Here is a 14,674-nt window from a genome sequence, read left to right as displayed (position 1 = left end):
TAAGCTCTAATTTGTTAAGAGGTCGTCAACAAATGTCATTCCTTCTTCGAAAACTTCCCTTCGCCCTGGTGGCCATCGCCTTTGCGCTTATTACGGTGGCGCTTTTTTCCGGCCAATGGGGTGGTATCAAGCGTGTATTTGAATTCTACGGTGTCACTAATGAGGAGGTGCTTTCCTCTATACGTTTACTGACCGCTATTATTTTTTCAGTCGCCGCTATTTTGGGGGCACTCGCCCTTCGCTTTGAGCGGGTTGTTAAGCCCCTGGCAATCCTTCTGATTTTAATATCGCTAGTGCCCCTACTGAGTCTTCTTGGCCGCGGCCATTGGATCGACTCCCTGGGCGGCTTTCCGGCAATTGGCTCAGGACAGGGGATAATTAAGTACTTTGCCCTGTTAACCTTAGGTATTACCTGGTTGTATCGGGATTCGTTGAGTCCACTAAAGCTGATATGGCTCAATTATTTCCCTGTCGGCTTGGTATTACTCTGGATTGGTGGGATGAAATTCACAGCGCTTGAGGCTGAGGGGATTGAAGGTCTGGTAAGCACTTCGCCACTGATGTCGTGGTTATACAGTGTATTTAGCGTGCAGGTGGCCTCAAATCTTATCGGTATATATGACTTGATTGCGCTGGCTATCCTCGCCTTGGGTATTTATATCCGGCAGCTGTTTTGGCCGGGGCTATTGCTTTGTGCCGCAGTATTTATAACAACCCAGACCTTCCTCTACTCCTATCCAGGCAGTTGGGTAGCTCCCTGGCAACTTAGCTCCAGCGGTATTTTTATTATTAAAGATCTGTGGTTTATCGCAAACCTGATATTAATCTTGGGCTTTAGAAACTCCATGATTAAATCTTAAAACTGATGGGGTCAAAGAGTTGCTCTGAGGCCCCCAAAATGCCAGATTTGATATATTGGGAATACTATTTGTAAGTTATCGAAAGGTGGCATTTTCTGTGGGCTTAGGGATATCTGGCCGGCGTGAATTCAGTGAAGTGATAGCTTTAAAAAACTAATATTTTTAATTTTCATTGGAAAACCCTCTGCTTGATTAGTTACAGAAGAAGTATTGGTCGTTGTTTTCTAGGTTTTTTCTGCTTCTATTTTGTCGTGGGTGCACCGTGTATTTTTGCCGGTAAGCGATAGGTGGAGTTAGTTAGGGTTTCATATTGAGTTCCGGGAGGGTTTAAGTGTGAAATTCATAGTTCTTCCATATTTTGTTTTTATATTTTTATAAGCGGTATATTCGGATTTATACCTGACTTCCCTTGCTGGAATAAAATACCACTAGATGTCGCCTTTATTGATTTTATGTTGCAGTAATTGCCCGTAATTGTGGTCTTATTTTTTGTTTTTGGTCGTCATTTTTCTATTTTGTAAGAAATTATTTTGTCATTATTTATGTTTTTATTTTGTGTTTATATGGAACTTTTAATGGGGTGGTATTTATTAAAAATTAGGATTATCTTTCGGTGACACGCTAAAAGTTGTTTGTTTAAATTTTAAAAATAATAGGAACCGTGCCAATTAGTGGTGGTCCATAACTCTGTCGCTAGCGTTGCAGGATTTACATCCTCTAAAAGTAAAAATTTGTGTTCAGCTGGGGAAGGAAGTTGAGCGCAAAGTAATAAATGGGCAGAGATATGATTCTACGTAAGAAAAAATTATCATCCGTATTTAAACAACCGATAGTCAATCGCACATTAATGGCAGTGGTATTAGCCGGTGCCAGTTCTAATGCTTTCAGTCATGGTTATGTTGAGGCCGCTGACGGTGGTGTAGCTTCTGCGCGTGGTACCCTGTGTAAATACGCATTAGATACCGGTGAAATGAATTTGAATTGCGGCGCAGTTCAGTGGGAGCCACAGAGTATTGAAGGTCCAGAAGGCTTTCCCGATAGCGGCCCTGCCGATGGGCAAATTGCCAGTGGAGGAAGCAGTGCCTGGTCTGAGCTTAATGAACAGACATCTGATCGCTGGGTAAAAAATTATATTAGCTCCGGTTGGCAAACCTTCAAATGGTACTTCACCGCCAACCATGTAACTCGTGATTGGAAATACTATATTACTAAAGAAGATTGGAATCCGAATTCAGTCTTGACTCGCGATCAATTTGATCTCGACCCATTCTGTGAGATAGATGGCAATTATGAACAGCCAGATGTAAATACAACTCATGAGTGTCAGGTGCCGGATCGCGAGGGCTATCATGTAATTCTGGCTGTTTGGGATGTAGGTGATACGGTTAACGCTTTCTACAATGTTATCGATGTAGAGTTCGATGGCGATAATGTCACTAATACCGAGTGGAGCGCTGCGGGTACCATCAATCCGACGCAGGACTTGAACGTTGGCGATAAAGTATATACCCGCGTATTTGATGGCTCAGGTGAAAACTCATCTTACAGCACTGTTTTGGAAATTGCCTCCGAAGAGCAGGGCATCGCTGAAAACTGGTCACACGATTTGGCTGAGTTGATTAATGCAGAGCAGACCGATATCCGCGCCGGTGATTTCGATGGTGATAATAGTTTTGAGCCTCTGTACGGTATCAACCGCATTTATCTAAAAGATGGCAGTGGCCTGGAAAATGTCGAGATCGGTTACGAGTTGAGCGAAGAAGAGCCCAACTATGAAGTAACGGTAAGTGGCCTTGAAAGTGAATACACAATTACAGGCGGTGCTATTTCTCTAGACTTGGCTCTCAGTGCTACGGGAGATGTCAGCGTTGAGGTTACAGTGGTAAATCATGGCGGTGATACTCTAGCAAGCTATAGCAATAACATTGATGATGGTGATACTGCCAGTACTAGCTTGACTCTCTCAGAGACTGTAGCAGGGCACCATATGGTTGTAGTGGTGGTAAAAGACCGCGATGGCAACATGGTTGATCAAAACACTCTGAACTTCTACCTGGTTGAAGACACCTCTGGTGATGATGACTCCTCGAATGGGGATGACGATACTTCCAATGGTGATGATGACTCCTCGAGCGGCGACGACGATAGCTCCAACGGCGATGATGACGCTTCTAATGGTGACGACGATAGCTCCAACGGCGATGACGACACCTCTAATGATGACGACGATACTTCAAACGGAGACGATGATAGCTCCAATGACGATGACCAATCCTCGAGTGATCAGGATTATGATTATGTCTTCCCTAGAGGCCATAGAAACTATGCTGCGGGCACTAAAGTCCTGGGCCGTGATGGTAATGTCTACGAGTGTAAGGACTCTGCTTACTCCCACTACTGTAAGGAAGTGAGAAGAGGTGCAAAACAGTTCGAGCCGGGTGTTGGCGGGAACTGGGAGATACTCTGGGAAAGACTGTAATTTGTTCCCGATAAGATAAAAAAAGGCCCCTTTGGGGGCCTTTTTTATGAGTAAATTAGTAGGTGAAAAATGGCCTTTAAGGGTAGCGATTCAAGCCTGGTAATAACTTAAAAACATCGCAGCAGTGCGCTCGGCCAGTGCCTCTTGCTCGGCGGAGCTCGGTGGGCCAGAGAGTTGAAGTAACTGAGGCCAGTAGCAACCGCCCTTAATCAGGTTGTGAATCTGCCCACTGGCGACCTCTATGTCGAGAGACTTTAGTCGCCCATCAGTTACGGCAGATTTGATCCAGCGCTGCACCCCGGTTTCATGGGCCTTATATTTTTCCATTTCCTTCTGTAGTGCTTCCGGCTGGTGGAAGAAGTAGTCGAAGGCCATACGGTTGAGCTCAATATATTGAGGGTTGCAGATCGTTTTTATTTCCTGCTCTAACAGTGTACGGAGTTGTGACTGCATATCACTATCCGGGTTGTAGTCACAACCGGAGGGCTGGGTAGCCTGCTGCCAGAGTTCACCGATCAAATACATAACCAGGGCTTCTTTACTGGAGAAGTGGTTGTACACGGTGCGTTTTGATACCTGTGCTCGGGCTGCCAGCTCGTCCATACTCGTGCCCTGCACTCCCAGCTCCTGAAAAGCCTGCTTGGCGGCATCAATAATAGCTTGGCGTTTCAGCTCACTTCTGGTTGGTTTCTTTTCAGTCATGGGTATCTCTGTGAAATCTGGGCCGGGGGATTCCATTGCCGGCGAGTTACTTCTTACGCAAATTTTACACTATATAGTTTACTTTTATATAGTTAGTTTATACACTGCACTGTATAGTTTACATGGTAAGTGAAATGAAGAAGCGCTGGTGGATTCTGGCAGGAGTGATTGTTATGTCGGTAGGTCTCTTTGGTAGCTGTGCAAATCAACCCGAGAAGTTCCGCAACAGTGACACTGACTACCAAGTCAGCAGTGCTGATATAGTTGAGATGATCGGCGCCTACATTAAGGCGGATCGTGCAGCCCCCGCACCGGTGAAGCCTATTCCATTGCGACAGATTCCCGCTGCAGAGCTGGCAGCCCCAGTCGCTGAGGGTGCCGTATATCGCCTTGGGCACTCCACAGTACTGATTCGAATGGATGATCAGTATGTTTTGACAGATCCGGTATTTAGCAAGCGGGCATCCCCGGTTCAGTGGATGGGCCCAAAGCGCTTTCATCCATTGCCCATAGAGATTCGTGACCTCCCCTCGATTAAGGTAGTAGTAATCAGCCATGATCATTACGATCACCTGGACAAAAATAGTATTCGCGCGCTCAGGGATAAAGTAGAGCAATTTGTCGTTCCTACCGGAGTGGGAAGTCGCTTGCGTAACTGGGGTATTCCAGCAGAAAAAATTGAGGAACTAGCTTGGTGGGAATCCTTTGCCCTGGGGAGTTTGCACTTTACCGCGACGCCGGCTCAGCATTTTTCCGGGCGTGGACTTACGGATAAAGACTCAACACTGTGGGCCAGCTGGGTAATTGAAGGGCGCGAGGGCCGTATATTCTTTAGCGGTGACAGTGGCTATTTTAGTGGCTTTCGTGAAATTGGTGAGCGATTTGGTCCATTCGACCTGACACTGATGGAAACGGGTGCTTACAACAAGCTTTGGAGTTCGGTTCATATGATGCCTGAAGAGAGTGTACAGGCACATCTCGATCTCGGAGGGCGAGCAATGTTACCTATCCACAACAGTACTTTTGACCTTGCTCTGCATGACTGGTTTGAACCATTCGAGCGTGTAGAAATTGCTGCGGAAAATCGGGCTGTAAAGCTGTTAATACCGGTGATAGGTGCACCGGTAAAGTTGAGAAATCCATTGCCAACCAAACCCTGGTGGCGGGAACTTTTAGTTGAAAAAACTAAATAAGTTATCGCTTAAGTCGTGGCTAGGTAAATATAAGTTATACATCTTTTGTTCATTTAAAATTTTTCCCATATCTAAATATTTAAGTGGCTGTACTATGAAGTCAAAAACTGTATTAATCACAGGTGCCTCTTCAGGGATTGGGGAGGCGTTTGCTTATGAGTGTGCGAATAAGGGAGCTCATTTGGTTCTCGTTGCTAGATCTCAAGCGGGCTTGGCAGAAGTCAGCAAGAAAATTAAAGAGAAATATCAGGTCCAAGTGTCCTTAATTGCTATGGATTTAAGCGTAGAGGGGGCTGCACAGGAATTATTTCAGAAAACGAAAGATAAAGGACTTGATGTAGATATTCTTATTAATAATGCTGGATTTGGGAAATGGGGCAATTTTGAGGATTTTGACCTTCGAACCTATAAAAGGATGCTGCAACTCAATATTAGTACATTGACAGAGCTTTGTTACCTATACCTTGATGGTATGAAAAGTAAAAGATCTGGAGGAATTATAAATGTCGCCTCAGGTGCAGCCTTAATGCCAGTGCCCTATGCAGGCGTATATTCTGCATCCAAAAGTTATGTCTTGAATTTTTCAGAGGCTTTATATAACGAATTGGAAGGTACAGGTATCACAGTAACTTGTTTATGTCCTAGTGGAACTAAGACAAACTTTGCGGCAGTGGCAAATAATGATGTAAGTGTTGATGAAAAACAGTACGAAACTGCGGAGCATGTAGCCAAAGTAGGGTTACATGGATTTCTTGCCAACAGAAGCTATGTGCTTTCAGGGAGGCAAAAGGTATTACTTAGTATCTTGCCTCGAATCTTAAGTCGCGCTAAGTTATTAAAATTATCTGGGAATGTATTTAAAAAGATAGTGGATAATAAAAAACAGAGATAGTTAAAGGCCGTTAAGTGATTTCCTGGAAGTACTTTGAGGGTAGCCTAGATTGTTTATGCCAGGGCTGCCTTTTGGGAGATTTATATTAGAATAGATTTTTATAGGTTTTGGGAATCATCTTGATTTCCTTATTTTTTCTTTTAAAAATAAGTAGGCTGCTAACCCCAGTTGTCACACTATTAAACCCAGATTCTCTTTCTTTTAGATCTGTCTTCGTTGGAAGTATTGGTTGATGTCAATCTCTCAGGCTCAATTATATGCAGAAAACGGGTAAAAGTATCTTTTGGCCTTTTCAGGCCTCTCGAAGAGAGTGTGCAGGCACATCTCGATCTCGGAGGGCGAGCAATGTTACCTATCCACAACAGTACTTTTGATCTTGCCCTGCACGATTGGTATGAACCCTTAGAGCGTGCACAGGCGGCAGCCAAAGATCGGGGTGTCACTTTGGTAACGCCTATTATTGGAGAGGCTGTTCGCCTGCGATCTCCTACAACAACAAAGGCTTGGTGGAAAGATGAGGTGAGGGCAGCTGATAATTTAAACCTAGTGACTAAATAGCTCGGATTTGAAGTTTATACTCGAAGGAGGGGGCAAATGTATTGTGATTTGTGGCTCAGGTTGGGTGTAATTTAAATTGCTAAGCATAGGGTTACCAGAGTGAAGTTCCGGTAACCCCAACTTTTTATTCAGAAGTGGACGTCCTGGAAAATATTATTTCCTTTTAGTCTCTAAACATTGCAACTGCTTTTCCAAGAATCTCATACTGTGATCTTACAAGTGGCAGAGTTTTTACACCATAATAACTGTATTCATCATGTTCATTATTCCCAGCTGTGCGCCAGACAAAGGGAAAGATTGTTACAATTTTTTCATTGCTTGCAGCAAAATCATAAGCATCCCAAGCACGGAGAACTAACTCCTCTTCAGTCATGACACTATAGCTTGGACTGTCGGTTTTAAATGCACGGGGTACTATGTGGTATTTTACATCCATGTCTTGTGTTGCATACATAAGGTCGTTAACAACATCGGACTGAAAATTTTTATGCTTGTAGTAATCCGCGCCAAATAAATCATAATTATTTGGGGGGGCTGGTAATCTGGAGCAGATTCTAACGCATTCTCCCTTGTATTTACTCTTCATTTCTCCGACGGTGTCTTTTGTAAAAGTTATACCTCTACGTGCATTGGGGAAATCCGCCTTGAGTAGAAGCCCTATTTCCTCCAGGTACTCCTTTAAGTCATCATTGTCCATGTCAGAGCGATGATATGGCTCGTCAAGAGGATCAAACGCATAGATCATGTCTTCGTAAGGTTTTAGCTTTTCCTTGGCTTCTAACCAACTTTCATAATAATCATCGTTCTTTTTATAGCCGTCATCATAACCACTAAAGAAAATTGATTGAAGTGATATCCAGACTTTGGTGCCACTGCTTTTTGCAACATCCATATATGTGTCAACTTTTCCATAGTCAATATTGACAAAAGTTGATAATTTCGCAGCATCCGGAATGTCGTCTTTTTCCCATCCTGACTGATAGAAACCAAATGCTTCTAGATGATCAGGAACAACATTTCTTGGGTCAGCCAAGACTGGGATGGATATAGGCCCATGGATTATCACCATTGGTGGCTCTTTTAAATCCATTGCCGGGGTGGGTTCTACTTCTTCTGCTACCAGAGGAATGGAAGTTGTAGTCAAAAGGCCAGTGCAAATAGATAAAATTTGAAGGTACTTCAAAGATAAACTCCTTTTATTGCTCAATATGATGCTCTATCTAAGTCTTATTTAGGGCTTCGTTTAATAGTTGTTACCCCTGGAAATTGGTGCTTAACCCTACATTGCGGCATGTAAAATTATAGAGTCTTGTCAGTTTATAGTCTTTGTTGTATCAATTCTATCTTATTGATCTTTTTAGGTTTTTCTTAATAATACTATTTTCAATATTGGTACGACTGAACTAAATGACAAGTGGCTTAATCCGCTTACCTAGCTATTTATCTTTTATGTCTTATTACAGCTTGCAAATGTTAACATGTTAAAGTTATTTGTTCTTGCTTTTTATGTGGCAACCTATAAGATAGTGTTTTGAGGAAATCTGAAGATTGTAAAAAATAGTTTTTCATCACAATACTCATTGTTTTATTGCTTTTATCTCCTAAAAATAACTTTCTATAATTTACCCCTTGATTTAACATTGTGAGTACTTACTATTTTTCGTCTTTGAGGCTACAACTTCATGTAGAAAGCGGGTAAAAGTATCTTTTGGTCTCTCTAAGCCTTTCGCAGATAGCGTCCGCGATGCCATTCCTCGATGATTGCTGCCATGGGTCAATAAATGCACAAAAATTTCGTAGATTGATAGTTGCCCAGAATCCCCGTCCGTAAATTGAAAATTAATTACTCTCTCAAGATCGGATAAAGTTGCTGTTTGAGAGAAGTTGATTAGCCAGGAATCATTGTTATTCATTCTATCTCTTAGTTCTGGAATCGTAGGTGTCTCAATGGTGTTATCTGAAGAAAACAGCTCCTGTGTTTCGGTAATGCGGCTTATAAATAGGCTGTCGACCACCGCAGTATGATTGAGTATACGGATAAAGAAGCTCGCATCTTCCTTGGGTAGAAGATGAAGTTGCTTTTCGCCAGCTGATAATAACTCTAAGTTGGCCCATTTTTTATATTGAAAAGCACTGGTGAAATCCATATATATTTATCTCCTTTTATTTTAAGTAAATACAATTTTTAATCGTATGCTAATTGAGCTTGAGTTCAGCTATTTGCCGATTTATCGCCGCCGTTTTACTTTTATCCTGATTGCGAGAAATTTCTGGTGCTTTTTTCAAAATATCAGAAGCCTCTGAAATTTCATCATTCTGTTGTAACGCCCGGGCCAAACTTTGGTGGGCGTCAATAGAATTTGGCCGATATTCCACCCACCGCCTTGCAACACTGATAGCTTCTTGGATGCGACCATCCTTTAGTAACAAACTGGTGATATAGCTTAATTTGTTAACATTTCTCCAACGTGTAGCCCTGGGTAAAATAGGAAAGCCATATTTCTGTGAGAGTGATTGGTAGAAATGATCGATATTTTGTAAGGCGTCACCAGGCTGGGATATCAATTCTCGATAATTTGCGGACCATTCTTCGTGGGGATAATTAAGCTCGATAGCCGATAACGCGGCTTTTATAAAGGCACCGTAATGGTTTTCATTGTTAATAATTTCTATTTTTAGTTTGAGGTTCTCTTTTGCGTAAGGAGAAAGTTTGGTGTTAATTTGACTTAAGATTTTTTCATAGCGCTTATCTTTACGCATATCACTGTCAGCCATCGCGAAATAAAAAGCATTGATCTTGTTTGATGAGGTCTGCATACTTGTGGTTATTTCATTAATAAAAGTACTCTCTGAAGTGGGCCCCATACCAAATATGTCAGCTGCAGATAAAAAGAAGTAAGACTGAAACAATCCAGGTTTGTTAGTTAGGGCGTAGAGAGGAAAGATACTGCTAGTTGAGACACCAATAATCATTCTATTGTTGAGTGCGCGGTAATTGCTTTCTAAATATGGGAATAGTTCTTCAGTTAGAAATTTACTATAGGTCTCAGGGTTTCCCAGGGCGCTAAACTTCTCCTCAGTGGTATGCTTCCACATTCCATGTAGGTAGGTTTCCGGTTCATCACCACCATCATTAAGGCTGATTACAATACTTTCCGGCATACGTTCTACGCTACTTAGATGCTTTACTACCCCGGTTAAGGCGTGGAAAAATTCTTCGCCGTGAGTGCCATTAATAAAGATAACCGGGTATCTATGCTGCTTTGATGCTTGATGGAACGTTTGCGGTAAATATATGTTGATTGATATTTCACGACTCAAGACTCTGGATGAGAAAAGAATTTCATTGCCATAACTCAGGTGTTTGATCGTGCTAACAGAAGAGTGGCTCTGTGGGCTTTCAGGTTCTGCTGATAGTCCCACACACAGTAAAGAAACTGCGATTAACAGTATTCGGGGAAAAATCATATCACCGGCATCCTTGCTGAATTTAAATTTTCTTAAAAAGGCGATTAAGATCTATTAGATGCTATGACAGATTGAGGGGGTGGTAAAGTTGGTTACAGCTGATGCGAAGTGGTACAACTTGTATAGATATAAAAGTTGGATTTTCTCAAAACCAAGCTCTAAACCCCAGTACCCATACGGTTGAGTCCACATCCTCACCTTCTTCACGGGCGAAATCAGCGGCATTGCCCACTTCCCGTTCATAGTGGACGCCAATATAGGGTGAGAATTTCCTGGTGACTTCATACATGAGCCGAAAGCCGACTTCCGCTTCCGATAAGCCAGAGCCGCTACCTCGGGCCTCATCGTTCTGCCCAAAAAAGTTCAGCTCGATACGTGGGACCAGATTCCAGTCCTGTGCCAACTTTATTTCATACTCGCCTTCCAGGCGAAATGCAGTACTGCCATGTTCTCCATAGAAAAATACTGCATCCATTTCGAATTTGTAGGGAGACTCTCCAGTAATACCCACAGCAGCCCAATTCCGGCTGGTAGTCTCCAGATTAAAATCGTGGCGAATTCCAATTAGGAAATTCCAGTTTGCTGAAATTGCCCGGCTATAGAGCGCCCAGAGTTCATTTTTTTCAGTCTCCCCACTGCTTCGCTCATAGTCGACTTCGGCAACAAACTTATTTTGCTCTCCGCCATAACTGAAGTCTCCCTCGATTTCCCCGCCGTTATCACCTCGTAGTTCCACATAGTCGAGGCTGACTTCAGCCATGGGTTCTCCTTCGTTATCCTCGCCAGAGGACTGGTAGCTGTGGTGCTGATGCTGAGGTTCTGCCTGCCCATAGCTGGCCTGGGCAGCAAGTATCCATAGTGTTGCTGCTATCCCTGCAACATTTTTAAACAATGCGCACCTCCCGATACATACCGGGCCTCTGGTAAAGCATTTGACTGTGCAGAGCCCAGCGGCCATAGGTGTCGGCGCTGACTAAGTAACTGATGCTTGATCCGGGTTGTGCGATCACCGTGTGCTTGCGAGGTAAATACTCTCCGTCGCCGGTTTCCAGCTCACTCCAAAAACCGTGTAAGTGCATGGGTTGGGGAAGCGTAGTGTCATTGACCAGTGTAATGCGCAGGCGCTCTTTGTGCCGAAATAATAATGGGCTGGCATCGCGAAATTTTTCACCATTTATTGACCAGAGATAGCGCTCATAATTGCCGGTCAAGTGTAACTGTAATTCCCGCTGTGGCTCCCGCTCATCCTGGGTGGGTTCACTGCTGTGCAAGTCGCTGTAAGTCAGTACACGGCGGTTATAACGATGCTTATGGTTTCTGAGTCCGACACCGGGGTCAGAGATGCCGTTTGCTGGCGTCAGCGCGCGGTGATCCACCCTGAATCCGGATTCACTTGGCTGGTGAATGATAGGGCTATTACTACCGAGCCCCGCTGCAGCGAGGTTTCCGTAAAACCATCCCCCCTCAGTTGCATCGGGCAAATTGGAATGTTTTTCGGTGTGAGCAGTTTGGGTTGTTTTAAAGTGTGTGTCTGTCTCTTCGGTTTTTCTCCCTAGTCCCAGATCTTGCCGGGTGAGCACTGGGCGGTGATCCATCGCGGGAATCTCTGCGCTCAGACGTATATCACTTGTCAGTGTGCCTCGCGCATAGCCACTGCGGTCCATGGACTGCGCAAATATACTGTAGGCCTGTTCACTCTCTGGCTCGACAATTACGTCATAGGTTTCGCCGCTGCCAATACGAATTTCATCGACGCTAATGGGCTCGATATTTTGTCCATCGGCCGCCACCACCTTCATTTTCAGGCCGGGGATACGCAGGTCGAATAAGGTCATCGAAGCTGCGTTAATTAATCGCAGGCGAACCCTCTCACCAGGTTTAAATAATGCAGTCCAATTGGTATCGGGTGTATGCCCGTTAATCAGGTAGGTGTAAGTCTCGCCTGTGACCTGGGAGATACTGCGGTCGGAAAGCTGTTTCCAGTTCCATTGATGCCGGTCCCGCCAGGTTTGTGCGACACCTTTTGTGCGCACCTCACGCCATAAATCTGTAGCCGTGCGCTGTTGCCGGTTGTAGTAGTCTGGGTCTTTTTTTAGATGGGTATAAATAGTTTGGGGAGATTCATCGCTCCAATCGGATAGGACAACAACATAATCCCGCTCGTAAGAAAATGGTTCTGGAGATATCGGATCAATGACTATTGCCCCAATTAGCCCCCGCTGTTGTTGAAACCCGGATTGGCTGTGATACCAATAAGTACCACTGTGGCGCACAGGGAATCGGTAGCGAAATGTTTGCCCGGGTTGAATGCCGTTAAAGCTCAACCCCGGTTCGCCGTCCATATCGCTGGGTACCCTAACACCGTGCCAGTGTAGGGAGGATTTGTCGGGTAATTGGTTATGGACATTTAGGGTGACAGTTTCCCCTTCCCGCCAGCGCAAAATGGGGCCCGGTAGACTGCCATTAATGGTAAGGGCTTGTCGTTCGCGCCCGGTAAGATTTACCTGGCGGTAACTGATGGATAAATCAAAGTGATTACCGCGCAGGGTTGTTGCCGAAGCTGTAGGCGAGTTTGGGCGCGAACTGTGGGATAACCCCAGCAGCAGGGCTCCCGCTCCGAGACCTGTGACGAAAGTACGCCTCGATACGGCGTCGGTGCGGAAGCTCTCTGTCATCGATGTCCCTTCTAAAACTGCTCCTGTGCCGTATTGATTTCGGCGTAAATTTCGCTGCTGCCGTCTTTGTTAAGCAGCATTACCTGATAGGGCGTAAAACGGTCGCCCACTTCCATACCGGGGCTGCCCAGGGGCATACCTGGCACTGCGAGGCCAATGGCATCTTGCGGTGGATTCTGCAAGAAACGCTGTATCAGCTTTGCAGGTACATGCCCTTCAAAAACATAGCCCTGTTCTGACACTGTGGTGTGGCAGGATTGGTAGCGCGGAGAGATATGGTGCTGCTTTTTCACGCCGTTAAGGTCTTCGACATCCTTTGCTACGATGTCAAAGCCACTTTGTTGGGCATGCTCAACCCAAATTTTGCAGCAGCCGCAAGTGGCGGATTTGTAAGTGGTCAGGCTCACAGATTCCTTTTTGGGGTCTGAAGATTCGGCACAGGCATTTAATGCCAGGGTTGTGAGTAGCGCCGCAATAGCGACCAAAATTGAACGGTTCATATGAACTCCGATGATGAGATTTAGGGCGCACACAGGCGTGCGAGTATTTATAAAAAATATTTGGAGTAAAACTGGGGAGTGCGCGTATGCCTAGGCATACGGGGCCCGTTAAGTGCGGAATATGGGTGGGCGCAGTGCCATTTCCGGATCTGGAGAGGAATTAAATTCCCGGTAGGCAGTTACAAGTAGATTGCGGTTGTATACAAGGATTTTATATTGAGCGTTTACCGCAGAGCTGGTGCCTGGCCCTGCACAGCAGCTGCATTCAGCAGTGCAACTGGAGGGATGGCTGTCGCTGCAGTTCTCAAGGGTTGCCTCGTCGCAATGGCCTTTTTCTTCTGCAGCGATGGATGCCGCTGGGGGTTCGTGTGTTTCCGCACAGGATGACGCAACTGCCTGGCCGCCGAAGGCCAGTAGCAGTATGAGCAAAAATAGGCGGAAGATCCCGGTGTGCATGGCGGTATTCAGAAAACAAGCCAGCCCGCAGTGTATGGGCTGGCCTCTGCCGGTGCAACTTCCCGCTTGCGGGATGGCGGATTAAGAGCGGCCCAGGGGCAGGCGGAAGTCCTGGTGTTGCAACAGGTCCGGCCCACATTCGAGGCGCTCGAGCCAGCCCAGGAAGCGCTCTTTGACATCGCCCGAAGCAAAGTAACCGCCGTGCTGGGGCACAATCATTGCGGGGTTGAGTTCCCGAATCATCTTGGCCCAGAGACGACAGGTCCAGTTCCCGCCCATATAGCGGCGGTGGAACCCTTCCATCGACGGCAGGTGCTCGTCGAAATCTTTGACTTCGCCCTCCTCACCACCGAGTGAGGCACCGATATCGCCGGAAAATAATATGCGGCTGACCGGATCATAAAAACTGAAGTTGCCACAGGAGTGCATAAAGTGTGCTGGCAGCGCCCAGATCTCGCTGTCGCTGAAGGGGATAATTTCTCCCTTATCGTCCAGAGGCATGATCCGTTCCTGCCAGCGTTCAGCACCGGCACGCGAGGCGACAAAGCCGGAAACCAGGTGTGGCAAAAACCGCGACCACAGCTTCGACACGGCCACCTTACAGCGCGAATGCAGCATCCAGCGCGGCAGCGAGGCGATAATATCCGGATCCTGGTGAGAGGCCAGGATCAGGTCCAGTTCGCTCAGGTTCAAATGGCGGCTGAGCTCAATGGTGAGGTGTGTGTAAGTCAGATCGCCGCCAGGATCGATAAGCGCCCCTTTGGTGCCGCGGCGAATAACAAATTGATTGGCCTGTACCCCATCGCTGCCATTCTGCTCTTTAACCAAATCGCCGAACCGCGCAACCAGGTGGTGACCTTTTTCAAATAGGATGTCCACGCCGCGACTCCT

14 protein-coding genes are annotated in these 14,674 nt (G+C 45.6%); 5 read left to right on the top strand and 9 right to left on the bottom strand.

Going from position 1 to position 14,674, the window contains the following annotated elements:
- The first annotated feature begins 32 nt into the window (after positions 1 to 32).
- Entirely contained in the window at positions 33 to 860 is an 828-nt protein-coding gene (locus ACJJI8_RS03220) for a DUF417 family protein (RefSeq protein WP_444934250.1), read from the top strand.
- 784 nt (positions 861 to 1,644) lie between these two features.
- On the top strand, positions 1,645 to 3,339 hold the full coding sequence (gbpA, locus tag ACJJI8_RS03215) for an N-acetylglucosamine-binding protein GbpA (RefSeq protein ID WP_444934249.1): 1,695 nt from the start codon (positions 1,645 to 1,647) through the stop codon (positions 3,337 to 3,339).
- A gap of 90 nt (positions 3,340 to 3,429) precedes the next feature.
- Here the strand turns inward: gbpA and ACJJI8_RS03210 are convergent, their stop codons facing one another.
- On the bottom strand, positions 3,430 to 4,041 hold the full coding sequence (locus tag ACJJI8_RS03210) for a TetR/AcrR family transcriptional regulator (protein ID WP_444934248.1): 612 nt from the start codon (positions 4,039 to 4,041) through the stop codon (positions 3,430 to 3,432).
- A 134-nt stretch (positions 4,042 to 4,175) separates the two neighbouring features.
- Here ACJJI8_RS03210 and ACJJI8_RS03205 point away from each other — a divergent pair, with 134 nt between their 5' ends.
- The 3 genes from ACJJI8_RS03205 (at position 4,176) to ACJJI8_RS03195 (ending at position 6,684) form a co-directional block, all read left to right on the top strand.
- On the top strand, positions 4,176 to 5,234 hold the full coding sequence (locus ACJJI8_RS03205; RefSeq protein WP_444934247.1) for an MBL fold metallo-hydrolase: 1,059 nt from the start codon (positions 4,176 to 4,178) through the stop codon (positions 5,232 to 5,234).
- A 94-nt stretch (positions 5,235 to 5,328) separates the two neighbouring features.
- Entirely contained in the window at positions 5,329 to 6,126 is a 798-nt protein-coding gene (locus tag ACJJI8_RS03200; protein ID WP_444934246.1) for an SDR family NAD(P)-dependent oxidoreductase, read from the top strand.
- 345 nt (positions 6,127 to 6,471) lie between these two features.
- Positions 6,472 to 6,684 (top strand): hypothetical protein, encoded by a 213-nt coding sequence (locus ACJJI8_RS03195; protein ID WP_444934245.1) that lies wholly within the window; start codon positions 6,472 to 6,474, stop codon positions 6,682 to 6,684.
- 163 nt (positions 6,685 to 6,847) lie between these two features.
- On the opposite strand, the gene ACJJI8_RS03190 is transcribed toward ACJJI8_RS03195, so the two are convergent.
- The 8 genes from ACJJI8_RS03190 to ACJJI8_RS03155 form a co-directional block, all read right to left on the bottom strand.
- Complete coding sequence (locus ACJJI8_RS03190; RefSeq protein ID WP_444934244.1) at positions 6,848 to 7,867, bottom strand: hypothetical protein; 1,020 nt, start codon at positions 7,865 to 7,867, stop codon at positions 6,848 to 6,850.
- Positions 7,868 to 8,318: 451 nt separating this feature from the next.
- Complete coding sequence (locus ACJJI8_RS03185; RefSeq protein WP_444934243.1) at positions 8,319 to 8,831, bottom strand: DinB family protein; 513 nt, start codon at positions 8,829 to 8,831, stop codon at positions 8,319 to 8,321.
- A gap of 49 nt (positions 8,832 to 8,880) precedes the next feature.
- Positions 8,881 to 10,152, bottom strand: a complete 1,272-nt coding sequence (locus ACJJI8_RS03180) for an alpha/beta hydrolase (RefSeq protein ID WP_444934242.1) — start codon at positions 10,150 to 10,152, stop codon at positions 8,881 to 8,883.
- A 145-nt stretch (positions 10,153 to 10,297) separates the two neighbouring features.
- Positions 10,298 to 11,044, bottom strand: a complete 747-nt coding sequence (locus ACJJI8_RS03175; protein ID WP_444934241.1) for a copper resistance protein B — start codon at positions 11,042 to 11,044, stop codon at positions 10,298 to 10,300.
- Positions 11,037 to 12,827 (bottom strand): copper resistance system multicopper oxidase, encoded by a 1,791-nt coding sequence (locus tag ACJJI8_RS03170; RefSeq protein WP_444934240.1) that lies wholly within the window; start codon positions 12,825 to 12,827, stop codon positions 11,037 to 11,039. The genes ACJJI8_RS03175 and ACJJI8_RS03170 overlap by 8 nt, the downstream gene beginning before the upstream one ends.
- Before the next feature lie 11 nt (positions 12,828 to 12,838).
- A complete protein-coding gene (locus ACJJI8_RS03165; RefSeq protein ID WP_444915465.1) occupies positions 12,839 to 13,327 on the bottom strand; it encodes a DUF411 domain-containing protein in 489 nt (162 codons plus the stop codon).
- Between the two features lie 108 nt (positions 13,328 to 13,435).
- Positions 13,436 to 13,783 carry a hypothetical protein gene (locus tag ACJJI8_RS03160; RefSeq protein ID WP_444934239.1) on the bottom strand — a complete coding sequence of 116 codons (348 nt, stop codon included), beginning with the start codon at positions 13,781 to 13,783 and terminating at the stop codon, positions 13,436 to 13,438.
- A gap of 81 nt (positions 13,784 to 13,864) precedes the next feature.
- Entirely contained in the window at positions 13,865 to 14,662 is a 798-nt protein-coding gene (locus ACJJI8_RS03155; protein ID WP_444934238.1) for an oxygen-binding di-iron domain-containing protein, read from the bottom strand.
- Positions 14,663 to 14,674 lie beyond the last annotated feature (12 nt).

The organism is Microbulbifer maximicatervae (SeqCode), from assembly GCF_052467695.1.
This window is presented reverse-complemented; position numbering and strand designations above follow the sequence as displayed.